Here is a 21,433-nt window from a genome sequence, read left to right as displayed (position 1 = left end):
GGTAAGCGGGCATGAATCGGGGCGGCGTCGAACCTGGCGGCCAACACCAAGAACCCTGGCTGCCGACGATCGGGGCGTCGGACGGCGCAGGGTTTGGAGCGAATATGAAGTCGCTTTTCGGGCTTTCGACCCCCGGAAGGGGGTATGGCACTCAAGGTAGGCTCAGTTCACCCATCCCGATACCCCCCTTTCGGGGGTATATGTCGCGACACGCCGTAAAATTCATGCAAATGAATCGAGAATCTGATATCGGTCGCTGATTAAGCCCTGACTGGTCATTCCGCGGCTGCACGTCGTTCACCTTCCAGAACGAAAAGAGGCGTCACGGCGCACAGGAGGCGCATCCTTCGGCTACCGTTTCTGCCATGACATTCAACGAAGGGGCGCGCAGCGGGGGCCCGCGCGCCAGCAAGCGGGGGCGCAACACCGGAATCGCCCTCGGCGGCGGAGGCATCGGCGTCATCGCGATCGTGCTCATCTCCCAGCTTCTGGGTGTCGACCTGACCGGCCTCGTCTCGGGCGGCGGTGTCGCATCCGGACCCGACTCGGCGGTCGAGAACTGCGACACGGGCGCCGACGCGAACGAGAACGTGCAGTGCCGCGTCGACTTCACCGCCCAGTCACTCGACGACTTCTGGGAGGGAGAACTCGGCGACAAGTACACGATGCCGCCCCTTGTGCTCTTCGAGGGCAGCGTCTCGACGGCGTGCGGCAACGCCACAAGCGCGGTCGGCCCGTTCTACTGCCCCGGCGACTCAACCGTCTACCTCGACACCGCGTTCTACGACGCGCTGCGCACACAGTTCGGCGCCAGCGGCGGCAGCCTCTCCCAGATGTATGTGGTCGCGCACGAGTGGGGGCACCACATCCAGAACATCACCGGAATCATGGGGCAGGTCACGCAGGGCGAGGTGGGCGCCGACTCCGACTCGGTGCGACTCGAACTGCAGGCGGACTGCTACGCGGGCGCCTGGGCGGGCGGGGCGACAGAGACGGTCGACGAGAACGGCACGCCGTTCCTGCAGCCGATCACGGCCGCGCAGGTGGCGGATGCCCTGAACGCGGCGTCCGTGATCGGTGACGACCGCATCCAGGAGGCTTCGGGCGCCGAGGTGAACCCGCACACGTGGAGCCACGGTTCGAGCGAGCAGCGCCAGCGCTGGTTCACGGCCGGCTACGAGCAGGGCACGGGCGCCTGCGACACCTTCGCGGCCGCCCGGCTCTGACCCAACCCCCTCCTGCTGGTTGAGGAGGCCGAGGGACGAGGCCGTCTCGAAACCTCACCGACGCGCAGCCCTTCCTGCTGGTTGAGGAGCGACGAAGGAGCGTCTCGAAACCTCACCAACGAGAAACTCGGCACCCCCACACCCTGCACGCTGTCTCTCGGGTACGCCTTTCGGTCGTTCTTGCGGCCCCGGAGCATCCGTTTGGCGTACTCGAGCACGATCCCTGCTGGTTGAGGAGCGTCTCGAAACCCGCTGACCGCGCCACAATGGATGCATGGGCATCCCGAGCGAGACAGTCAGCGCAGAAGCACTCGAGACCGTTGATGGGGTCTTCCGCGATCAGCAGGCCGGGGGTGCCGCGCCGAGCGCCGTGTGGGGCGTGTTCGACCGCTCGGGTCTCGTGCACACGGGTGCGGCGGGCCGGCTGGAGGGTGGCGCGATTCCGGATGCCGACACGGCGTACCGCATCGCCTCCTGTACGAAGAGTTTCGCGGCGGCGACGGTGCTGGCCCTGCGCGATGAGGGCCTGTTGGGTCTCGATGACCCGGTGACGCGTTTCGTTCCGGAGCTCGCAGGGGTGACGCTGCCGTCGGCAGATTCGCCTGTTCCGACGGTGCGGATGCTGTTGACCATGTCGGCGGGGTTCCCCACGGATGACCCGTGGGCGGACCGGCAGGAGGCGATGTCGGGCGAGGAGTTCGCGGCGCTGCTGCGCGCGGGCGTGAGTTTCGACAGCGTGCCTGGCACCCGTTTCGCGTATTCGAATCTCGGCTACGCGCTGGTCGGGCAGGTGGTGGAGGCGGTGACGGGCCGCGGCTTCCGCGAGGTGGTGCGCGAGCGTTTTCTCGGCCCGCTGGGGCTGACGGGCACCGCGTTCGAGCGTGAGCATTTCGAGGAGCACCGGGTGGCGGCGGGCGCGCGCGTGATCGATGGGCGCTGGGAGTATCTGCCCATGACGGGCCCGGGCGTGTTCTCGCCGATCGGCGGCCTGTTCAGTACGGTCACGGATCTGGCGCGCTGGGCCGGCTGGCTCGCATCCGCTTTCGACGCGGATGGTGCCGACGAGCCGGGTTCGCCGCTCAGCCGGGCGTCGCGTCGCGAGTTGCAGCAGCCGCATCGCCTGATCCCGCCGGACATGCCGCACAACGTCGGGCATCCTGCCGGTTACGGTTTCGGCCTGTTCGTGGATCACTACGCAAAGTTCGGCCCGGTGGTCTCCCATTCGGGCGGCTACCCCGGATTCTCGGCGCACATGCGCTGGTCGGCGGCGCGCGGTGTGGGCGTTGTCGCGTTTGAGAATGCGACGTTCTCGCGTGTGCCGGTGACGACGACGGCCGCGTTCGATGGGCTGCTGGGCTCGCTTCCGGAGCCGAAGGAGCTCGCCGTGTGGCCTGAGGTGCGCGACGCGCAGCGGGCCGTGACGGCGTTGCTGCGCTCCTGGAACGACGCTGATGCGCAGCGGCTGTTCACGCCGAATGTGGGGCTCGACATGCCGTTCGCGCAGCGTCGCGCGGCCCTTGCGGCGGCGATCGACAAGGTCGGCGGTCTGGTCGATGGCGAGACGACGGATGCCTCATCCGCGGCGCCCTCGCAGCTGAGCTGGTTCGTACCCGGCACCGTCGGCCGACTGCGCGTGCACATCCAGCTGACCCCTGAGCTGCCACCGCGCGTGCAGAGCCTGCGCGTGGAGGCCCTCGCCCCCGCTGCGGCGCCCGCCCTCGGGTAGCGTTGTCGCGTGACCGAGACTGTCGTGCATCCGAGGGTATTCACGCTTGCCGCGGCCCTTGTGCTCGACAGTGCGGGCCGTGCGCTGCTGGTGCGCAAGAGGGGCACGGATGCGTTCATGCAGCCGGGCGGAAAGATCGAGCCGGGCGAGTCGGCGCTGCAGTGCATCGTGCGCGAGCTGGCCGAGGAGCTGACGTTGACGCTCGACCCGGCCGACTTCGGCTACCTGGGCAGGTTCGAGGCTCCGGCGGCGAACGAGCCGGGCTGGTCGGTCGACTGCGAGGTGTTCACCCTGGTGACGGATGCGTCGGTCACGGTCGCCGCGGAGATCGCCGAGGCGAGGTGGTTCGACCCGGCCGCGCAGAGTTTCGACGTGCCCATCGCGCCGCTCACGAGCGAGCACGTCTTCCCGCTGCATCTGGCGGCGCGCTGAGCCCCCGAGAGTACGCAAATCGCTCGTTTTCGGCGCTGAAACGTACGTTTCGTGCAGTCTCGCGACCCCGCGACGGCGAATGCAAGAAACCCCCACCATGTAGAAGCTAGGTGAGGGTTCCAGTGGCTCCGACCGGCGTCGATCCGGTGACCTTTCGATTTTCAGTCGAACGCTCTACCAACTGAGCTACAGAGCCTTACGCGGGTCTTCGACAGTGCCGGCACCGAGTAAATAAGGCACGGCCACTGGCGAGAGTAGACCGTGCCTTGCGACCCTGACCGGACTTGAACCGGCGACCTCCGCCGTGACAGGGCGGCGCGCTAACCAACTGCGCTACAGGGCCTAGCTATTAAACTTGTTTGTTTTGTGACCCCAACGGGATTCGAACCCGTGCTGCCGCCGTGAAAGGGCGGTGTCCTAGGCCACTAAACGATGGGGCCTCGAAGTAAAACAACCTTCTTAGCTACCGACAGATAAGCATACGGATGCGTGGGCGATTTACCAAACCGAGCATCCGGCTCATTTTCGGGGGCGCGCCGGGAGGGAGCTGCCATGCGCCGCCGCCCGGGTCTAACGTCGTTTCAAGGAGTGCCGACGGCATCCGCTGTGATGCCGTCTGGGCGCTTCTGATGTGGCTGCTACAAGGCGCGGGCGGCACCAAGGGTGTCGCCGGATTCGGGGAACAGATGACGCACGGCTCGGCGAAGGCTGCGGGCATTCCTCCGATGGTCCGCAGCACGCGGCTGCGTCGCTGGGTCGCGCTCGCCTCCGCGGTGGCCGTGCTCGTGACGGGCGCTGTCGTCGGCCAGCCCGGTGCGCCGGCGGCGGTCGCGGCCGACTACCCGAGCTGGGGCGATGTGCTCAACGCGCGCGCCAGCGAGTCCGCCAAGGAGGCGGAGATCACCCGGCTCGAGGCGCTGCTGGTGCAGCTCGAGGCCAACGTGAAGGCCACCCAGGCGGTGTCCGAGCAGAAGGGTGAGCTCTACTTCGCCGCCCAGCAGGTGTACGACGAGGCCGCCCTCAAGGCGCAGAAGCTGCAGGAGCAGGCCGACGAGGCGAGCATCGCCGCCGATGAGTCCATGAGGCAGGCCGGCCAGATCGCCGCCCGCACGCAGCGGGCGGGCGGTTCCGACCTCACTGCGACGCTGTTCTTCAGCGACTCCTCCGCGGGTGATTTGCTCACCCAGCTGGGCATGGCCTCGAAGGTCAGCCAGCAGTCATCCGGAATCTTCACGAAGGCCAAGCAGGACCAGAACAACGCGCAGTCCCTCACCGACCAGGCCAATCTGGCGAAGGCGGCTCTCGAGGAGCTCGCGCTTGCGGCGCAGCAGGCCATGATCGAGGCGCAGGCGGCGGCGGATGCTGCCACGGCGGCTCTCGAGGAGCAGGCGGCGAACCAGGCCAGGCTGAAGGCGCAGCTGGCGAGCCTCGTCGAGAACCGCATCGCCGCGGAGGACGAGTACGTCGAGGGCATCCGCGCGATGTGGGGCGCCGGGGCGAACCTGGGTGCGGGTGAGATCAGCGCCACCGGGTGGGCGCGGCCCTCCGGCGGGCACATCTCGAGCGGATTCGGCTGGCGCGTCCCGCCGAAGCGCGGCGCGAGCACGCTGCACGCGGGCGTCGATCTGGCCCCCGGATGCGGCGCGCCCATCTTCGCGGCACACGGCGGCACCGTCGTCTACGCCGGCCGCAACGGCGGCTACGGCAACTACATCCTCGTCAACAACGGCGATGGAACCTCCACCGCGTACGGGCACATCGTCGACGGCGGCATTCTCGTGCATGTCGGCCAGGGTGTCGGCCCCGGCCAGAACATCGCCCGCGTCGGCACCACCGGAACCTCCACCGGCTGCCATCTGCACTTCGAGGTGCGCCAGGGTGGCAGCCCGATCGACCCTGTCGGGTTCCTGCGCGGCCAGGGCGTCAGCATCTAGCGTTCTGGGGTCTCGGGTACGCCTTTCGGCCGCTCTTGCGTGCCCCGAGCATCCGTTTGCCGTGCCCGAGTCGCTCTCGCGGGCGGATCTGACGCGGGCGCCGCCGCGTCCGAGAGTGGGGAATGGCATCCGCAATCCTCGCGAGGACTACCCAGAGCGCCCATTGATTGCTAGTGTGACGGATGTTAACAGTGTTACTTGAGTGAAGAACTGGGTCGCACTGGAGTGATCAGACTCAGATTCGGGGATCTATGACGCAGGCCACCATGCGCTCGCTCGCCGCGCCGCGCCGCGCCGTCGCCATGCTTGCGGCGGCCGCACTTCTGGCGGTCGGGCTTGTCGTGACCCAGGCCGGTGCTTCGGCGAGTGCCGCCGACTACCCGAGCTGGCAGGACGTGCAGAACGCCCGCTCGAGCGAGAGCAACAAGGCCCGCGAGGTCACACGCATCGAGGCGCTCTTGACTCAGCTTCAGGCTGCGGTCGTTGAGGCGAACGCGAAGGCGATCGAGAAGGGTGACGAGTTCCTCGCCGCCCAGCAGGCCTTCGACGAGGCGTCGTACAAGCAGCAGCAGCTGCAGCAGCAGGCCGATGAGGCGCAGGCCGTCGCCGTTGAGTCCATGCGGCAGGCAGGCCAGATCGCGGCGCGCACGCAGCGTGTCAGCGGGGGCGACCTCACCGCCACCATCTTCTTTGACTCGTCGAGCGATCAGCTCCTCTCGCAACTGGGCATCGCATCCAAGGTCAGTCAGCATTCGACCGGCATCATCGCGAAGGCCAAGCAGGATCAGAACGCGGCCCAGTCGTTGACCGATCTGGCGGATGCGCAGAAGGTGGCGCTCGAGGAGCTCGCGGCGGCGGCCGAGAAAGCCATGATCGAGGCGCAGGCGGCGGCGGATGCTGCTGCCGCGGCCGAGCAGGAGCAGGCTGCGAATCAGGCGAGGCTGCAGGCGCAGCTGGCGAGCCTCGTCGAGAACCGCATCGCCACGGAGGCGGAGTTCACCAAGGGTGAGGAGATCCGCAAGGCTGCTGAGGCGGCTGCGGCGGCCGCCGCGGCGGCAGCAGCCGCCAAGGCTGCTGCGGAAGCAGCGGCTGCAGCAGGCAATGGTGGTGGCGGTGGTGGAGGTGTGGCGGCCCCCTCAGGGTGGGTGCGGCCCTCGGGCGGGTACATCTCGAGCAGCTATGGCTGGCGGGTTCCGCCGACGAGCGGCGCGAGCACTCTGCACGCCGGTGTCGATCTGGCTCCCGGATGCTATGCGCCGATCTTCGCGGCCAACTCGGGCACCGTGATCTTCGCCGCCAAGACGGGCGGCTACGGCAACTACATCTCGGTGCGCCACGGCGACGGCACCCAGACCTCCTACGCGCACATCGTCGACGGCGGAGTGCTTGTGCACGTCGGCCAGCAGGTGGGCGCGGGCCAGCAGATCGCGAAGGTCGGCTCGACGGGCGTCTCGACCGGATGCCACCTGCACTTCGAGGTGCGCGTCGGCGGCTCCACGGTCGACCCGGTGCCGTTCCTCCGCGCCCGCGGCGTCGGCATCTAGCGGGCAGCGGCATTCAGCAGGCGGCGCATCCGGGCGTATCCGGATGACTGCCACGGCATCAGCCTGCAAACTCAGGCCTGGCTGATGCGCACCATGTTGCCGGCCGGGTCGCGGAACGCGGCATCGCGGACGCCCCAGAACTGGTCTGTCGGCTCCTGCAGGATCTCGGCGTTGCCGGAGGCCTGGACCTTCTCGAAGGCGGCGTCGAGGTCGGATGCGCGGAACAGCAGGCCCGGAAGCTCGCCCTTCGCAAGCATCGCCGCGAGGGCGTCGCCGTCTTCTTGGGAGCGACCGGCGTGCGGCTGCGAGAGCACGATCTCGACCTCCGGCTGCTCGGCCGTCGACAGGGTGAGCCAGCGGAATCCGTCGTTGGCGACCTCGTTGCGCAGCTCGAGACCGAGGGCGTCGCGGTAGAAGGCGAGGGAGGCGTCGGGGTCGTCGGTGAAGACGTGCACGGCGCTGAGTGAGATTGTCATGTGCACGATGCTAGGACGCACCCGCGACAGTCGCTTCTCCGATCCTGCTCGATCGGATGGTTCAGCTCGGCTGTGCTCGCTCGCGGCGCACTCGCCCCAGCATCATCGCCATGCATCCCGGAACCGTCTGGCTGTCGTCGTGGTCGCGGGCGCGATAGGCGCTCGGCGTGCAGCCGACGATCTCGGTGAAGCGCGAGCTGAAGGAGCCGAGACTTGTACAGCCGACGGCGAAGCAGACCTCGGTGATGCTCAGTTCGCCGCGCCGCAGAAGCGCCTGCGCCCGCTCGATGCGTCGGGTCATCAGGTGCGAGTACGGCGTCTCACCGTAGGCCTCGCGGAATCGGCGGCTGAAGTGCGCGGTCGACATGAGGGCGGTGCGCGCCAGGGCGGGCACGTCGAGCGGATGCGCGTAGTCGCGGTCCATCTGGTCGCGCGCGCGGCGCAACCGCCGCAGCTCGTCGAGATCTGCGCCGCTCACCCGCGAGCCACCCCTAGTGGCCTTCGGCCTTGAGCTTCGCGATGCCGTCGATGATGATCTGCTCGGCCTCTGCGGCGTTGCCCCAGCCTTCGGTCTTGACCCACTTGCCGGGCTCGAGGTCCTTGTAGTGCTCGAAGAAGTGCTCGATCTCTTTGCGCGTGTACTCGGGGACGTCGTCGATGTCTTGGATGTGCGCCCAGCGCGGGTCCTTCGCCTGCACGGCGATGACCTTCGCGTCGCTGCCGCCGTCATCCGTCATGTTGAAGACGCCGACGGGGCGAACCGACAGGCCGACGCCCGGGAACAGCGGGTAGTCGAGCAGCACGAGCACGTCGACGGGGTCGCCGTCGAGGCCGAGCGTGTTCTCGAAGAAGCCGTAGTCGGTCGGGTAGACGAAACCGGTGAAGAGCACGCGGTCGAGGTAGACGCGGCCTGTCTCGTGGTCGATCTCGTACTTGTTGCGGCTGCCCTTGGGGATTTCGATTACGGCGTCGTACGCGGCCATGCTGGGTGCTCCTTGGTTGTCGTCGGCTGCAATAACGTTACTGGATGCAGCCTCGACGCCCCCGACTCTCTCCTGCCATTGCGGATGTGCGCCGTGCGGTGCGCGAAGGTCTGGCGGGTGCGTTCCCGGATGCGGCCGCTCGCGACGGGGCCGAAGCATCCGGCCCGCTCGTTCTTGTCGCGCTGAGTGGCGGCCCCGATTCGCTTGCGCTCGCTGCGGCGACCGCGTTCGAGGCGCCGCGGGCGGGCATCCGGGCGGGCGTCGTCATCGTCGATCATGCGTTGCAGGAGGCGTCTGCGGATGTCGCGGCTGAGGCCGCACGACAGGCGCGCGAGCTCGGCCTGCACCCCGTCATTGTGACGCGCGTCACGGTCGGCGACACCGGCGGCCCCGAGGCGGCGGCTCGCGATGCCCGCTACCGCGCTCTCGGAGCGGCGGCGACGGATGCGGGGGCCGCGGCGATCCTGCTCGGTCACACGCTCGACGACCAGGCCGAGACGGTGCTGCTGGGTCTCGCCCGCGGCAGCGGCCCCACGAGCCTCGCCGGCATGGCTCCGGTGACGGTGCGTGAGTTGCCTCAAAGTGCTGCTCCTGCAGCCAACGAAGCGCACTTGGAGGCAACTCACGGCGCGATCGTGTTCTTGCGACCGCTTCTGGGCATCCGGCGCGAGACCACCGTGCAGGCCTGCGTCGATGCCGACCTCACCGCCTGGCGCGACCCGCACAATGATGACGAGTCGTTCACGCGGGTGCGCGTGCGCCGCGGCGTGCTTCCGCTGCTCGAACGGGAGCTCGGCCCCGGCGTCGCGGAGGCACTCGCCCGAACCGCAGAGCAGCTGCGTGAGGACACGGAGGCGCTCGACCATTTCGCGCAGGAGCAGATCGAGGAGCTCGCCGAGCCCGCAGAGGCGGGGCTCTCGCTGCCGGTGGGCGCGCTCGAGGCGAACCCGCCCGCCCTGCGGCAGCGTCTCATCCGTCTCGCCGTCTCCTCGGAGTTCGGCCTGTCGCTGAGCCGACTGCACACCCTCGAGGTGGCGAGGCTGGTCACCGACTGGCATGGGCAGGGCCCGCTGCAGCTGCCGGGCGTTAGGGTTGAACGACAGGGTCGACTGATCGTCTTCTCGGCGGCGGATGTGCCGGCGGATGTCCCGGCGCACGCGCCGACGGCAGCCCCAGCAGCAGAGTAGGGAAACACATGGAATCGAGCGAAATCTCCGGCGACCTCACGAGCGTGCTGCTCACCGAGAAGCAGATCCTCGACAAGATCGCTGAGCTGTCGCGCCGCATCGAGGCCGACTATGCGGGCGAGAAGGTGCTGCTCGTGGGTGTGCTCAAGGGTGCCGTCATGGTCATGGCCGATCTGGCGCGCGAACTGAAGCTGCCCATCGACATGGATTGGATGGCGGTGTCGTCCTACGGGTCTGGCACCAAATCATCCGGTGTCGTGCGCATCCTGAAGGACCTCGACAGTGACCTGACGGGGCGCAAGGTTCTCATCGTCGAAGACATCATCGACTCAGGGCTGACGCTGTCGTGGCTGCGCGCCAACCTGGAGAGCCGCGGCGCCCACTCGGTCGAGATCTGCGCGCTGCTGCGCAAGCCGGAGGCCGCCAAGGTCGACGTCGATGTGCGCTACGTGGGGTTCGAGATCCCGAACGAGTTCGTCGTCGGCTACGGCCTCGACTATGCCGAGAAGTACCGCAATCTGCGCGATATCGGCATCCTCGCCCCCCACGTCTACGCGTAGCGCAGGGTCTGACCTGTCGCTCGCTCAGCGCGAGTGATGGTGACCCGGCAGGTGTGCGCGCTCGCCGTCGTGGTCGAAGATCGTCAGCAGCTCGACGGGCCCTTCGTGCGCCTCGATTGCGTGGGGTGTCATCGTAGAGAACTCGGCGGCCTGCCCTTCGCGCACCAGGATTGTGCGTTCGCCCAGCTGTAGCCGCACTGTTCCGCTGAGCACGGTGAACCATTCGTAGCCGGGGTGCACCTGTGGTTTGTTGGTGGCGCGGTCGGGGGTGATGCGCATCTTGGCGATCGTGACGCCTCGTCGGTCGCGTTCGCGTGACAGAAGCCACATGGTCGAGCCGGGGCTCGTCTCGGGTTCGGGGCGGATGACGACGTCGTCGTCTCCTTCTGGTTCGACGAGTTGGTCGAGTGTCGTGCCCAGTGCTTGGGCGATCGGTACGAGCTGGTCGAGGGCGATGCGCCGGTGTCCGGTCTCGATGCGGCTCAGTGTGGAGGCCGAGAGGAAGCAGCGGGCAGCGAGCGTGTCGAGGGTCCAGCCGCGGGCTATACGCAGACTCCGGATGCGCTGGCGAACCACCTCGTCAATCAATTCTTGCGTCATACGCAATACTGTATGCCACCAGCGCATCATCGGGGTAGCGTCGTCCTCATGACGCATACGCACACATCCGCGCCGGGCTCGCATCATGAGAGAGCCGGCCACGGACCCGCCCCGGAGGGCGACAGCGGTCTCGCCGAGCTGCTCGACCTCGACGCTGCGCTCGGCGCGCCAGGCTTGGCCACGGCGCTCGACGCCGCATCCGCTGCGCTCTCGCCTGTGCTCTCGCCTGTGCCGAGAATCGTCGTCGATCTGGGCGCAGGAACGGGAACCGGAACGATCGCACTCGCACGCCGCTTTGCCGGCGCCCTCATCCATGCGCTCGACGTCTCGCCCGGCATGCTCGATCACCTTCGCACCTCGGCGCAGGAGGCTGCGGTCGCCGACCGCGTCGAGTCGCACCTGGTCGACCTCGACGGCGACTGGCCGGCTGTGCTCCCCGAAGGGGTCGACCTCGCGTGGGCTGCGCTCTCGCTGCACCACGTGACAGAGCCGGCGCAGGTGCTGGCCCAGGTGTTCGACGTGCTGCGCCCCGGCGGTGTGCTCGTCGTCACCGAGTTCGCGATCTCTGCAAGCTATGACCCTGCCGACATGGGAACCGACAGCGCCGACCTCGGCCCCCGTATCGTCGAGGCGCTCGCGGCCCGCGGATACCCCGTCACCGCCGACTGGACGGCGGACCTCACAGCGGCAGGCTTCGCGCCGGTCGACCGCCTCGAGACCGTATTCAGGGCATCCGCCGACACGAGCGCCGGCGCGCGATACCTCGAACTGCAGTTGACCCGCAGCCGCGACATGCTCGCCGACGATCTCGGCAGCCACGATCTCGCCGCGATCCAGGAAGTGCTCGCCGCACTGGCTGACGGCACGTCACGGCTCAGTTTCACCTCGGGCCGAGCGGTCTGGGTCGCCGTCCGCCCGAACATCGACAAACAACCGGGGCCGGCGACCGCCGACAACCCAGACACGAACGGAGCACAGCGATGACCACCAAGATGCAGGCCGATGTTGTTGTCATCGGAGGCGGCGCGGCCGGGCTGGCGGCCGCCATTGCGCTAGGCCGTTCCCGGCGGAACGTTGTTCTTGTGGATGCCGGAGAGCCACGCAATGCCCCGGCCGCCGGCGCGCACAATCTGCTCGGGCAGGAGGGGGTTCCGCCGCTCGAGCTGCTCGCGCGGGGCCGTGCAGAGGCGGAGGGTTACGGGGTGCGCATTGTGAGCGGATCCGTGACCGGGGCATCCGGAGCCCTCGACGACTTCACCGCCGAGGTCGACGGTGGTGCCGTCCGTGTCGCCGCTCGCCGCATCGTGCTGGCGACGGGGCTCGTCGATGATCTGCCCGATGTGCCCGGCGTTGCCGCTGCGTGGGGTCACAGCGTTCTGCACTGTCCGTTCTGCCACGGCTGGGAGGTGCGCGATCAGCGCATCGCCGTGCTGGGTCGCAACGAGAACGCGCTCCACCAGGTGATGCTGTTCCGTCAGCTCAGCGACGATGTCACCTTCTTCATCCATGACGCGCCCGAGCCGACGGCGGAGCAGCGGGAGCAGTTCGCGGCGTTGGGGGTGCGCGTGGTGGCGCCTCGGGTCGAACGCCTGGTCGTCGATGGCACGCAGGTGCGCGCGGTCGAGGTGGAGGGCGGCGGCTCCTTCGAGGTTGACGCCGTCGTTGTGGCGCCACGGTTTGTCGCGCGCACCGAGTTGTATGAGGCATTGGGGGGAGAGCGGATGCTGACACCGTTCGGCGAACACATCCCCACCGATCCACGCGGGGCCACTGCCGTGCCCGGCGTCTGGGCGGCAGGAAACTCGAGTGATTCGATGGCCATGATCACGGCTGCAGCCGCTGCGGGGGTGATGGCCGGCGGCGCGGTGCACGGTGACCTGGCGTTGGCCGATCTGGCGGCGGCTGTGAGTAGTCGCAGCAGCCGGTGAGGGGCGGTTACGCCCCCAGCAAACACGGGGGCCGCGCTCAGGGGCCGCACGGTACCCTTGCAGAACTATGGATTTCAAGAAGTTCCTCCGCGGCCCGCTGATCTACATCGTTGTCGCGATCATCATCGTCTCGGTGGGCTTCAGCCTGTTGGGTGGCTCCGGGTTCCGTGAGATCAGCACCCAGCAGGGCCTGCAGCTCCTCTCGCAGGACAAGGTCGACTCGGCCACCATCATCGACGGGCAGCAGCGCGTCGACCTGGTGCTGAAGGCCGACGAGAAGGATCTCGGCAAGCAGGTCCAGTTCTACTACTCGGCCCCGCGCGGCTCAGAGGTCGTGACGGCGGTGAACGACTCGAAGCTGAAGACCTTCGACGACGAGGTCGACAACGGCAACTTCTGGACTTCGATGCTGGGGCTCGTCATCCCGTTCATCATCATCGGTCTCATCTTCTGGTTCCTGCTGTCGAGCATGCAGGGCGGCGGCAGTCGCGTCATGCAGTTCGGCAAGAACAAGGCGAAGCTGATGACGAAGGAGACGCCGAAGGTCTCCTTCGATGATGTCGCCGGCGCCGATGAGGCGATCGAGGAGCTGCACGAGATCAAGGAGTTCCTGACCGATCCGGCGCGCTTCCAGGCCGTCGGTGCGCGCATCCCGAAGGGCGTGCTGCTCTATGGCCCTCCCGGAACGGGCAAGACGCTTCTGGCGCGGGCTGTCGCGGGCGAGGCCAATGTGCCCTTCTACTCGATCTCGGGTTCTGACTTCGTCGAGATGTTCGTCGGCGTCGGCGCGAGCCGCGTGCGCGATCTCTTCAAGGAGGCCAAGGAGAACGCCCCGGCCATCATCTTCGTCGACGAGATCGACGCGGTCGGTCGCCACCGCGGTTCCGGCATGGGCGGCGGTCACGACGAGCGCGAGCAGACGCTCAACCAGCTGCTCGTGGAGATGGACGGCTTCGACGTCAAGACGAATGTCATCCTCATCGCGGCGACGAACCGCCCCGACATCCTCGACCCCGCCCTGCTGCGTCCGGGCCGTTTCGACCGCCAGATCGGCGTCGACGCCCCCGATCTGAAGGGCCGCGAGAAGATCCTCCAGGTGCACTCGCAGGGCAAGCCGCTCGCCGAGGGCGTCGACCTCGAGGTTCTGGCCCGCAAGACTCCCGGCTTCACGGGTGCCGATCTCGCGAATGTGCTCAACGAGGCGGCGCTGCTCACGGCGCGCTCGCACGCGCAGCTCATCGACAACAGGGCGCTGGATGAGGCGGTCGACCGCGTCATGGCCGGCCCGCAGCGCCGCACGCGTGTGATGCGCGACAAGGAGAAGCTGATCACCGCCTATCACGAGGGCGGGCACGCGCTTGTGGCTGCGGCCATGAACAACACCGACCCGGTGACGAAGATCACGATCCTGCCGCGCGGTCGCGCTCTCGGCTACACGATGGTGCTGCCCCTTGAGGACCGCTATTCGGTGAGCCGCAACGAGCTGCTCGATCAGCTCGCCTACGCCATGGGTGGCCGCGTTGCGGAGGAGATCGTGTTCCACGATCCGACGACGGGCGCCTCGAACGACATCGAGAAGGCGACGGCGACGGCGCGCAAGATGGTCACCGACTACGGCATGAGCGCCTCGGTCGGTTCGGTGAAGCTGAGCTCCAGTTCGGGCGAGTTCTATGGCCGCGACATGGGCAGCAGCCGTGACTATTCGGAGAAGCTCTCGGAGCAGGTCGACCGCGAGGTGCGTGACCTGATCGAGGCCGCCCACGACGAGGCCTGGTCGGTCCTGACGGAGAACCGCGACATCCTGGATCGTCTGGCGACGGAGCTGCTCGAGAAGGAGACTCTCGACCACAACCAGATCGCCGAGATCTTCACCGATATCGTCAAGCTGACGCCGCGCCCCCAGTGGCTGTCGAGCGACAAGCGCCCCGTCTCGCAGCTGCCTCCCGTGGAGGTGCCGCAGAAGGCGCCCATCGATCAGGGTGTGGTCGACGGCGGTGTCGAGTCTGAGCCGACCAAGCCCAAGCGCGCCCCGCGCAAGTCGCCGGGCATAGCGACGGCGTAGGGCGACGCGATGGCTGGCGCGAGCGGCACCGGTGTCGATGGCTCGCCTGCGCGATCCGGCGTCGATCGACCCCGGATCGAGGCGGCCGTGCTTGAACTGCTTGCCGCGATAGGTGAAGACACCGCCCGGCCCGGGCTCGCCTCGACCCCGGCGCGGGTCGCGGAGGCGTACTCCGAGTTCTTCTCCGGCCTCAGCGTTGACCCCGTCTCGCATCTCGCCGATTCGGTCGAGTTGGAGCCGGATGAGCTGGGCGAGCTGGTGCTGCTGCGCGGCATCGAGTTCCGTTCCATCTGTGAGCATCACCTGTTGCCGTTCCTCGGCGTCGCGCATGTGGCCTACGTTCCTCGTACCCGCGTCGTCGGGCTGGGCCGGCTGCCCCGAGTCGTCGACACGCTCGCCTCGCGGCCGCAGCTGCAGGAGCGGCTCGGCGAGGAGATCGCCGACGCGCTGCAGGAGGGTCTCGACCCGCGCGGCGTGCTCGTCGTTCTCGATGCGAGCCACGGATGCGTCGTCTCGCGCGGCGTGCGGCAGGTTCACAGTTCGACGCTGACGGTGGCCAGCAGGGGTGAGCTCGATGACCCTGCACAGCGCGCAGCCGTGCTGTCGCTCATCGGCTCCTCACCAGCGGGCGGCGGCGTTGCCGCCCATGATCCAGTAGATGGGAGCAGGGGATGACTGTTCGTCCGCTCATCATGGGGGTCCTCAACGTGACCCCCGATTCTTTCAGCGACGGCGGGGATTTCGCCCGCACGGAGGCCGCTGTGGCGCACGCCGTGGAGATGGTCGACGCGGGTGCAGACGTGATTGACGTCGGCGGGGAGACGACCAGGCCGGGCGCGCAGCGTGTGACCGTCGAGGAGGAGCAGCGGCGCATCCTGCCGGTGATCCGTGAACTGCGCGACCAGGGCATCCGCATCTCTGTCGACACCATGAATGCTGCGACGGCTGCTGCGACGGCCGAGCTGGGCGTCGAGATCGTCAATGATGTCTCGGGTGGGCTCGCCGACCCGGCCATGGCCACGACCGTCGCGGGCCTCGACGTCGACTTCGTCGCCATGCACTGGCGCGGCCCGAGCTCAGGAATGGACGGCCAGGCGGTGTACGGTGACGTCGTCGCCGAGGTGCGCGGTGAGCTGGAGCAGCGCATCGCCGAGCTGATCGTCACGGGTGTCGCCCCGGAGCGCATCATCGTCGACCCGGGCCTCGGTTTCGCCAAGCGCAGCGAGCACTCCTGGCAGGTGCTCACCCATCTGCGCGAGTTCGGTTCGCTCGGTTTCAGGGTGCTCGTCGGCACCTCGCGCAAGCGTTTCCTGTCGCCGCTGCTGCCGGAGGGAGCGAGCGCGAAGGACCGCGACCGGGCGACCGCCGTGACGAGTGCGCTCGCCGCGGAGGCGGGCGCCTGGGCGGTGCGTGTGCACGATGTGACGTCGACCCGTCAGCTTCTGGATGCGTGGGATGCGGTCGAAGGCGAGGAGCGCCCGCCGATGCCGCACCGGGCGCGGAGCTCGTTCAGGGTTCCGCGGTGACGGCGGATGTTCGCATCGGCTCCGGCGATCACATAACGCTCACGGGGCTGCGCGCGAGGGGCCATCACGGCGTCTTCGCGGAGGAGCGCCGCGACGGCCAGGAGTTCGTCATCGATGTGACGGTGTGGCTCGACCTGGGTGTGTCCGGCGCGAGCGATGAGCTGGCGCAGACGGTGCACTACGGCGAGCTGGCGAATGCTGCGGTTGCGGCCGTCGAGACCGAGCCGGTCGACCTGATCGAGACGGTGGCGCAGCGCGTGGCCGATGTGGCGCTGTCATTCGCGGCGGTTCAGGCGACCCGGGTCACCCTGCACAAGCCGTCGGCGCCGATCGAGGTTCCCTTCGATGACGTGTCGGTGACGATCACCCGGTTGCGCCAGTGACGGCCGCGCATGGTGCCGTGATCGCCCTGGGCAGCAACCTGGGCGAGAGGGAGGCGACGCTGCGCTCTGCCGTGCGTCGCATCGGTGAGATCGACGGCGTGACCCTTGTGGCGGCATCCGCAATCGTCGAGTCTCCCGCCCTGAAGCCGCAGGGCGTCGACCGTGACGCGCCCGCCTATCTGAACGCGGTGGTCGTGGTGCGCAGCGCGCTCGGGCCGCTCGAGCTGCTCGGCGCGCTGAACGGCATCGAGGCCGAGCACGGCCGCACGCGCGAGGAGCACTGGGGCGACCGCACGCTCGACCTCGACCTGATCGACGTCGACGGCATGACGATGGCGACCGAGCGGTTGACGCTGCCGCATCCGCGCGCCGCCGAGCGTGCCTTCGTGCTCGAGCCGTGGCTTCGCCTGCAGCCGGATGCGGTGCTCACCGGCCGAGGATCGGTCGCCGAGCTGCGCGCGGCGGCCACCGACGAGGTGCTGCCCTACGCGGCCGCACCGCTGCTGCCGGCCGAACTCCCGAAACAGGGGGCGGCCTCGTGAAGCGCACACGGGCATCCCTGCTGCTCGTGATGGTGGTGATCGGCTTCGTGGTGGGCCTGTTCGCCCAGTTGGCCCTCGCATCCGCGGGTCGCCCCGGCGTCGTGCCGCCCGTGACGCTCGCGATCGTGCTCGCCGCGATCGGCGGGATCGTGGTGGCGCTCGCGGTGCCCATCCGTCGCTCGGTGAAGGGTTCTGCGCGCAGCAGGGTCGACCCGTTCTACGCGCTGCGGGTGCTCGTGCTGGCGAAGGCCTCGGCACTGTCGGGCGGCCTCCTCGCCGGTGTCGGTGTCGGCTTCATCGTGTACCTGCTCACGCGGTCGGTGCCGGCACTAGGCTCGATCGGGTACTCCATCGGAATGGCCGTGGGGGCGGTGCTCCTTCTCGCCGGGGGGCTCATCGCCGAGGAGCTGTGCCGTGTTCCTCCCGCGGACGACGACGATGACGACAAGGAGACGGTGCCCGCGCCGTCATGACGCAAGAAGGCCGGTAACACCATGACCTCGACCTCGCACCTCGATCCGCCGAGCATCCAGTGGCGTGGGGTCTCGCGCAAGCTGATCGGCGCCGAGCTGATCGCGAGTTTCAGCTTCTGGGGCGCCATCATGGTCGGCGCGATCCTGCTCGCGGTTGCACTCAAGGATGACTGGCCTCTGTGGGTGCTGGGCGCGGCGGCCGTGATCTTCGTGCTCGACGTGATCTTCACCTTCCGTCGGGTGCGGGCGTACGGTTACGAGCTGCGCAGCGACGACCTCGTCTTCCGCAAGGGCATCATGTTCCACCGCATCGTGGCGGTGCCGTACGGCCGGATGCAGCTGGTCGACATCAACCGCGGGCCACTGTCGCGCGCATTCGGGCTCAGCGAGCTCAAGTTCGTGACCGCCGCCGCGGCATCCGCTGTCGTCATCCCGGGCCTGCCGGAGGCGGAGGCCGAGCAGCTGCGCGACGAGCTGGTGGCGCTCGCAGAGACCCGCCGGGCGGGCCTGTGACCGAGCAGGAGGGATGGGTGCCGGTCGATCCGGGCGCCCCTGCCCCGGGCATTCCTGGTGCCCCCGTTACCCCTGGTGCACCGATCACCCCTGGTGCCCCCGTGGCGGCCGTCGCCAAACGCCTCGCCGACGGCGAATGGCATCGCATGCACCCGGCCTCGCCACTGCTGAAGGGTGGCATCGCGCTGATCGCCATTCTGGGTGTCGTGGTCGCGAATCTGCGTGAGCGGCTCATCCAGATCTTCGTTCCGGAGTGGAACGAGGGGGGCGACCCGCTCGACTATGTGATCGACTCCGGCCTGACCGGATGGGCGCTGCTCGTGGTGCTCGGCGTCGTGGTTGTGCTCATCATCGGGTTCTACGTGTCGTGGCGCATGCACAGCTTCCGCATCACCGACGAGCTGGTGGAGGTGCGCTCCGGCATCCTGTTCCGCACGAGCCGCAAGGCCCGACTCGACCGCATCCAGGGCATCAACATCGTGCGCCCGTTCATCGCGCGTCTCTTCGGAACGGCCCGGCTGGAGATCAACCAGGCGGGCGCTGACGCGAACGTGCAGCTCGCCTATCTGGGCTCCTCGGCGTCGGATGAGCTGCGTCGCGAGATCCTGCGTCTCGCCTCCGGCACGCAGGCCGCCGCGAGCCCGCAGGCCGTCCCCGCCGGGGAGGGCTTCATCGAGAGTCGGGTGCACGAGCTTCTGGCGCCGGAGCTGGATCCGGATGCGGCACCGCCGCAGTCGGTCGTCAAACTGAATGCGGGTCGCCTGGCCGGCTCCATCGCGCTCAGCGAGACCACGATCATCCTGCTGCTCATGATCATCGGCGTGATCGTGGGGGTGATCGTCTCGGGCGAGCTCCTCGGCTTCATCGGCGTGATCCCGGTCATGCTGGGCCTCGGCGGGTACATCGTCTCGAAGTTCACGAGGTCGCTGCGGTACTCGATCGCGGCCACGCCCGACGGGGTGCGCGTGGGCTTCGGCCTGCTCTCGACCAGCAACGAGACGCTGCCGCCCGGGCGCATCCACTCGGTTCAGCTCAGCCAGCCGCTGCTGTGGCGTCCGGCGGGCTGGTGGCAGATTCGGGTCAACCGGGCCAGCCAGTCGACGGCCAAGGGCGCCGCCGGCGAGGCGAACACGACCATCCTGCCCGTCGGCGATCGCGGGGACGTGCTGCGCGTGCTGCAGCTGCTGCTGCCCGATGTGCTGCGCGACGAGCAGGCCGCCGCGCTGCTGGCGTCGGGCTTCGCCGGTCGCGGCGAGCCCGGTGACGGCTTCGAGAACTCGCCGCGCCGTGCCGCAGTGCTGCGCTGGTTCTCGTGGCGGCGCAACGGATTCGCGCTCACGGATGCCGCCTTCGTGCTGCGCAAGGGCGCCGTCTGGCGGCAACTGGTCGTCGTGCCGGCCCCGCGCCTGCAGAGCCTCGCCGTCGAGCAGGGGCCGCTGCGGCGGGCGCTGCGCCTGGTCACCCTGCAACTGCACACCGTCGCCGGTCCCATCACGGCGAGGCTCGGAGCCGTCGATGCGGATGTCGCGGTGCGCTTCTTCGGCGACGCCGCCGCGCTGATGATCGCCGCAGCCCAGCGCGACCACTCCCACCGCTGGGGTGCGGGCGATGCTGATGCGCAGGATGCTGCTTCAGGGCATCCGGAGCCTGGTTCTTCGGAGCAGGCGCCATGAGTTTCGGCAGCCCCGAACTGGGGCGACCAGAAACCCGAAGCGGCCGGCTGGGCATCGGCATCATCGGGGCAGGCCGGGTCGGCCCCGTTCTGGGCGCGGCACTCGCCGGCGCCGGGCATGCGCTCGTCGGCATCTCCGCGCTGTCACCGGAGAGCCGCGACCGTGCCGAGGTGATGCTGCCGGGCGCGCCCATCCTCGACGTCGCGACGATCGTGGAGCGCAGCGAGCTGGTCATCCTGGCGGTGCCGGATGCTGAGCTGCCGGGCCTCGTCGCGGGCCTCGCCGAGACGGGGGCGTGGGTTCCCGGGCAGCTGGTGATGCACACGGCGCCCGGCTTCGGTGTGTCGGTGCTGCAGCCGGCCCTCGCTGCGGGCGCGATCCCGCTGGCCATTCACCCGGCTCTCGCTTTCACCGGCACGAGCGTCGACCTGGTGCGGCTGCGCGACGCATTCTGCGCCGTCACCGCCCCCGCCCCCGTGCTGCCGATCGGGCAGGCGCTCGTCGTCGAGATGGGCGCGGAGCCCATCGTCGTGGAGGAGCGTGACAGGGCCGCCTACGCGGAGGCGATCGCGACCGCGGCAGGCTTCTCCTCGGCGATCGTGGAGCAGGCGATCGGCCTGCTGCGCGGCATCGGCGTGGACGAGCCCGGGGGCGTGCTGGCGCCGCTCGTGCGCTCGGCGGTGGAGAACGCGTTGACGGCGGGCGCGGCGAGCAGCTTCGACGCCCCGCCCCTCGGAGAGGACGAACCATGAGCAGCGCGAGCATCGAGCACACCATCGACGGCGTGCGGGCGCATGTCGCGCGGGCGCGCGCCGAGGGGCGCACCGTCGCACTCGTGCCGACCATGGGGGCGCTGCATGCCGGCCATGTGTCGCTCGTGCAGCGCGCATCCGAACTCGCCGACACGGTCATCGTGTCGATCTTCGTGAACCCGCTGCAGTTCGGGCAGGGGGAGGACTTCGACCGCTACCCGCGCACCCTGGATGCCGACGTCGCGGCGCTGGCGAAGCATCCGGTGTCGCTCGTCTTCGCCCCGGATGCGGCAGAGATGTACCCGGGCGGAGCCTCGCAGACGCGCATCACCGCCGGCCCCGTCGCCTCACTGTTCGAAGGTGCCGTGCGGCCGGGGCACTTCGACGGGATGCTCACCGTCGTCGCAAAACTGCTGAACATCGTGCAACCGGATGTCGCCGTCTTCGGCCAGAAGGACGCGCAACAGCTGTTCCTGGTGCGGCGGATGGTCGCCGAGTTGAACCTGCCGGTGCGCATCGACGCCGCACCGATCGTGCGCGAGCCGGGCGGGCTGGCGCTGTCGAGCCGCAACCGCTACCTGAGCGCGGAAGAGAAGCGGGCGGCGCTCGTGCTGTCGACCGCGCTCGCGGCAGCCGCAGATGCCGGGGCGCAGGGGGCGGATGCTGCGCGAGCAGCCGCCCACGAGGTGGCCCGGGCCGAGCCGGGTGCCGTGCTGGACTACGCGGAGCTCGTCGACCCGGCGACGTTCAAGCCCGTCGCGGGTGACTTCGCGGGCGAGGCGCTCGCCATCATCGCGGCCCGCGTCGGCGCAACCCGTCTCATCGACAACCGGGCCACCCGCATCCGCTGACCGCCCTGCTGGTCGAGGGGCACGAAGTGCCGTCTCGAGACCTCACGCTCGCACGATCCGGT

At 68.8% G+C, this 21,433-nt stretch carries 23 protein-coding genes and 3 tRNA genes; 19 read left to right on the top strand and 7 right to left on the bottom strand.

What is annotated here, in order from left to right; all coding sequences use genetic code 11:
* The first annotated feature begins 365 nt into the window (after window positions 1–365).
* From ypfJ to FB562_RS12785, 3 genes are all read left to right on the top strand, one after another.
* Window positions 366–1,226, top strand: a complete 861-nt coding sequence (gene ypfJ, locus FB562_RS12795; protein WP_141881690.1) for a KPN_02809 family neutral zinc metallopeptidase — start codon at window positions 366–368, stop codon at window positions 1,224–1,226.
* A 274-nt stretch (window positions 1,227–1,500) separates the two neighbouring features.
* A complete protein-coding gene (locus FB562_RS12790) occupies window positions 1,501–2,952 on the top strand; it encodes a serine hydrolase domain-containing protein (RefSeq protein WP_141881689.1) in 1,452 nt (483 codons plus the stop codon).
* Window positions 2,953–2,961: 9 nt separating this feature from the next.
* Window positions 2,962–3,384 (top strand): NUDIX hydrolase, encoded by a 423-nt coding sequence (locus FB562_RS12785; RefSeq protein WP_141881688.1) that lies wholly within the window; start codon window positions 2,962–2,964, stop codon window positions 3,382–3,384.
* A gap of 123 nt (window positions 3,385–3,507) precedes the next feature.
* Here the strand turns inward: FB562_RS12785 and FB562_RS12780 are convergent.
* The 3 genes from FB562_RS12780 to FB562_RS12770 form a co-directional block, all read right to left on the bottom strand.
* Window positions 3,508–3,580, bottom strand: a tRNA-Phe gene (locus tag FB562_RS12780).
* Window positions 3,581–3,653: 73 nt separating this feature from the next.
* A tRNA-Asp gene (locus FB562_RS12775) sits at window positions 3,654–3,727 on the bottom strand.
* 24 nt (window positions 3,728–3,751) lie between these two features.
* Window positions 3,752–3,824 (bottom strand) — tRNA-Glu (locus FB562_RS12770).
* A gap of 189 nt (window positions 3,825–4,013) precedes the next feature.
* Between FB562_RS12770 and FB562_RS12765 the strand changes: the two genes are divergently transcribed.
* Together FB562_RS12765 and FB562_RS12760 are read left to right on the top strand one after the other, a co-directional pair.
* Window positions 4,014–5,318: a M23 family metallopeptidase gene (locus tag FB562_RS12765; protein WP_141881687.1), complete on the top strand. Its 1,305-nt coding sequence runs from the start codon at window positions 4,014–4,016 to the stop codon at window positions 5,316–5,318.
* Between the two features lie 251 nt (window positions 5,319–5,569).
* On the top strand, window positions 5,570–6,862 hold the full coding sequence (locus FB562_RS12760) for a M23 family metallopeptidase (RefSeq protein WP_141881686.1): 1,293 nt from the start codon (window positions 5,570–5,572) through the stop codon (window positions 6,860–6,862).
* Between the two features lie 71 nt (window positions 6,863–6,933).
* Here the strand turns inward: FB562_RS12760 and FB562_RS12755 are convergent, their stop codons facing one another.
* The 3 genes from FB562_RS12755 to FB562_RS12745 form a co-directional block, all read right to left on the bottom strand.
* Complete coding sequence (locus FB562_RS12755; protein WP_141881685.1) at window positions 6,934–7,338, bottom strand: VOC family protein; 405 nt, start codon at window positions 7,336–7,338, stop codon at window positions 6,934–6,936.
* Between the two features lie 61 nt (window positions 7,339–7,399).
* The gene (locus FB562_RS12750) at window positions 7,400–7,816 is read right to left on the bottom strand and encodes a helix-turn-helix domain-containing protein (RefSeq protein WP_425459834.1); all 417 of its coding nucleotides are present in this window, start codon (window positions 7,814–7,816) and stop codon (window positions 7,400–7,402) included.
* A gap of 13 nt (window positions 7,817–7,829) precedes the next feature.
* Entirely contained in the window at window positions 7,830–8,321 is a 492-nt protein-coding gene (locus FB562_RS12745) for an inorganic diphosphatase (RefSeq protein ID WP_141881684.1), read from the bottom strand.
* A gap of 44 nt (window positions 8,322–8,365) precedes the next feature.
* On the opposite strand from FB562_RS12745, the gene tilS reads away from it, so the two are divergent.
* Together tilS and hpt are read left to right on the top strand one after the other, a co-directional pair.
* Window positions 8,366–9,508, top strand: a complete 1,143-nt coding sequence (tilS, locus tag FB562_RS12740; RefSeq protein ID WP_141881683.1) for a tRNA lysidine(34) synthetase TilS — start codon at window positions 8,366–8,368, stop codon at window positions 9,506–9,508.
* Window positions 9,509–9,516: 8 nt separating this feature from the next.
* Window positions 9,517–10,068 (top strand): hypoxanthine phosphoribosyltransferase, encoded by a 552-nt coding sequence (gene hpt, locus FB562_RS12735; protein ID WP_141881682.1) that lies wholly within the window; start codon window positions 9,517–9,519, stop codon window positions 10,066–10,068.
* 24 nt (window positions 10,069–10,092) lie between these two features.
* Here the strand turns inward: hpt and FB562_RS12730 are convergent, their stop codons facing one another.
* On the bottom strand, window positions 10,093–10,668 hold the full coding sequence (locus FB562_RS12730) for a helix-turn-helix domain-containing protein (RefSeq protein WP_141881681.1): 576 nt from the start codon (window positions 10,666–10,668) through the stop codon (window positions 10,093–10,095).
* Between the two features lie 48 nt (window positions 10,669–10,716).
* On the opposite strand from FB562_RS12730, the gene FB562_RS12725 reads away from it, so the two are divergent.
* The 12 genes from FB562_RS12725 (at window position 10,717) to panC (ending at window position 21,371) form a co-directional block, all read left to right on the top strand.
* Complete coding sequence (locus FB562_RS12725; protein ID WP_185740579.1) at window positions 10,717–11,652, top strand: class I SAM-dependent methyltransferase; 936 nt, start codon at window positions 10,717–10,719, stop codon at window positions 11,650–11,652.
* The gene (locus FB562_RS12720) at window positions 11,649–12,596 is read left to right on the top strand and encodes an NAD(P)/FAD-dependent oxidoreductase (RefSeq protein ID WP_141881679.1); all 948 of its coding nucleotides are present in this window, start codon (window positions 11,649–11,651) and stop codon (window positions 12,594–12,596) included. The genes FB562_RS12725 and FB562_RS12720 overlap by 4 nt, the downstream gene beginning before the upstream one ends.
* A 67-nt stretch (window positions 12,597–12,663) precedes the next feature.
* Window positions 12,664–14,658, top strand: coding sequence for an ATP-dependent zinc metalloprotease FtsH (gene ftsH / locus FB562_RS12715; RefSeq protein ID WP_141881678.1), 1,995 nt, complete (start codon window positions 12,664–12,666; stop codon window positions 14,656–14,658).
* 9 nt (window positions 14,659–14,667) lie between these two features.
* The gene (gene folE, locus FB562_RS12710) at window positions 14,668–15,333 is read left to right on the top strand and encodes a GTP cyclohydrolase I (RefSeq protein ID WP_141881677.1); all 666 of its coding nucleotides are present in this window, start codon (window positions 14,668–14,670) and stop codon (window positions 15,331–15,333) included.
* Window positions 15,330–16,184, top strand: coding sequence for a dihydropteroate synthase (folP, locus tag FB562_RS12705; protein WP_141881676.1), 855 nt, complete (start codon window positions 15,330–15,332; stop codon window positions 16,182–16,184). Before folE ends, folP begins: the two co-directional genes overlap by 4 nt.
* A complete protein-coding gene (gene folB / locus FB562_RS12700) occupies window positions 16,181–16,567 on the top strand; it encodes a dihydroneopterin aldolase (RefSeq protein ID WP_246081496.1) in 387 nt (128 codons plus the stop codon). The genes folP and folB overlap by 4 nt, the downstream gene beginning before the upstream one ends.
* The gene (folK, locus tag FB562_RS12695; protein WP_141881675.1) at window positions 16,564–17,109 is read left to right on the top strand and encodes a 2-amino-4-hydroxy-6-hydroxymethyldihydropteridine diphosphokinase; all 546 of its coding nucleotides are present in this window, start codon (window positions 16,564–16,566) and stop codon (window positions 17,107–17,109) included. The genes folB and folK overlap by 4 nt, the downstream gene beginning before the upstream one ends.
* Window positions 17,106–17,582 (top strand): DUF3180 domain-containing protein, encoded by a 477-nt coding sequence (locus FB562_RS12690; protein WP_141881674.1) that lies wholly within the window; start codon window positions 17,106–17,108, stop codon window positions 17,580–17,582. Before folK ends, FB562_RS12690 begins: the two co-directional genes overlap by 4 nt.
* A 21-nt stretch (window positions 17,583–17,603) precedes the next feature.
* Window positions 17,604–18,095: a PH domain-containing protein gene (locus FB562_RS12685; RefSeq protein ID WP_141881673.1), complete on the top strand. Its 492-nt coding sequence runs from the start codon at window positions 17,604–17,606 to the stop codon at window positions 18,093–18,095.
* Between the two features lie 17 nt (window positions 18,096–18,112).
* Window positions 18,113–19,768: a PH domain-containing protein gene (locus tag FB562_RS12675; RefSeq protein ID WP_221625423.1), complete on the top strand. Its 1,656-nt coding sequence runs from the start codon at window positions 18,113–18,115 to the stop codon at window positions 19,766–19,768.
* Window positions 19,765–20,520, top strand: coding sequence for a Rossmann-like and DUF2520 domain-containing protein (locus FB562_RS12670; RefSeq protein WP_141881670.1), 756 nt, complete (start codon window positions 19,765–19,767; stop codon window positions 20,518–20,520). The genes FB562_RS12675 and FB562_RS12670 overlap by 4 nt, the downstream gene beginning before the upstream one ends.
* On the top strand, window positions 20,517–21,371 hold the full coding sequence (gene panC / locus FB562_RS12665) for a pantoate--beta-alanine ligase (RefSeq protein WP_141881669.1): 855 nt from the start codon (window positions 20,517–20,519) through the stop codon (window positions 21,369–21,371). Before FB562_RS12670 ends, panC begins: the two co-directional genes overlap by 4 nt.
* Window positions 21,372–21,433 lie beyond the last annotated feature (62 nt).

Source organism: Homoserinimonas aerilata, from assembly GCF_006716125.1.
GTDB lineage: Bacteria > Actinomycetota > Actinomycetes > Actinomycetales > Microbacteriaceae > Homoserinimonas > Homoserinimonas aerilata.
This window is presented reverse-complemented; position numbering and strand designations above follow the sequence as displayed.

Coding starts and splice junctions, on each gene's coding strand:
- ypfJ (WP_141881690.1), top strand. CDS start 366: ATGACATTCAACGAAGGGGCGCGCAGCGGGGGCCCGCGCGCCAGCAAG.
- FB562_RS12790 (WP_141881689.1), top strand. CDS start 1,501: ATGGGCATCCCGAGCGAGACAGTCAGCGCAGAAGCACTCGAGACCGTT.
- FB562_RS12765 (WP_141881687.1), top strand. CDS start 4,014: ATGTGGCTGCTACAAGGCGCGGGCGGCACCAAGGGTGTCGCCGGATTC.
- FB562_RS12760 (WP_141881686.1), top strand. CDS start 5,570: ATGACGCAGGCCACCATGCGCTCGCTCGCCGCGCCGCGCCGCGCCGTC.
- FB562_RS12755 (WP_141881685.1), bottom strand. CDS start 7,338: ATGACAATCTCACTCAGCGCCGTGCACGTCTTCACCGACGACCCCGAC.
- FB562_RS12745 (WP_141881684.1), bottom strand. CDS start 8,321: ATGGCCGCGTACGACGCCGTAATCGAAATCCCCAAGGGCAGCCGCAAC.
- tilS (WP_141881683.1), top strand. CDS start 8,366: ATGCAGCCTCGACGCCCCCGACTCTCTCCTGCCATTGCGGATGTGCGC.
- hpt (WP_141881682.1), top strand. CDS start 9,517: ATGGAATCGAGCGAAATCTCCGGCGACCTCACGAGCGTGCTGCTCACC.
- FB562_RS12730 (WP_141881681.1), bottom strand. CDS start 10,668: ATGACGCAAGAATTGATTGACGAGGTGGTTCGCCAGCGCATCCGGAGT.
- FB562_RS12725 (WP_185740579.1), top strand. CDS start 10,717: ATGACGCATACGCACACATCCGCGCCGGGCTCGCATCATGAGAGAGCC.
- FB562_RS12720 (WP_141881679.1), top strand. CDS start 11,649: ATGACCACCAAGATGCAGGCCGATGTTGTTGTCATCGGAGGCGGCGCG.
- ftsH (WP_141881678.1), top strand. CDS start 12,664: ATGGATTTCAAGAAGTTCCTCCGCGGCCCGCTGATCTACATCGTTGTC.
- folE (WP_141881677.1), top strand. CDS start 14,668: ATGGCTGGCGCGAGCGGCACCGGTGTCGATGGCTCGCCTGCGCGATCC.
- folP (WP_141881676.1), top strand. CDS start 15,330: ATGACTGTTCGTCCGCTCATCATGGGGGTCCTCAACGTGACCCCCGAT.
- FB562_RS12685 (WP_141881673.1), top strand. CDS start 17,604: ATGACCTCGACCTCGCACCTCGATCCGCCGAGCATCCAGTGGCGTGGG.
- FB562_RS12670 (WP_141881670.1), top strand. CDS start 19,765: ATGAGTTTCGGCAGCCCCGAACTGGGGCGACCAGAAACCCGAAGCGGC.
- panC (WP_141881669.1), top strand. CDS start 20,517: ATGAGCAGCGCGAGCATCGAGCACACCATCGACGGCGTGCGGGCGCAT.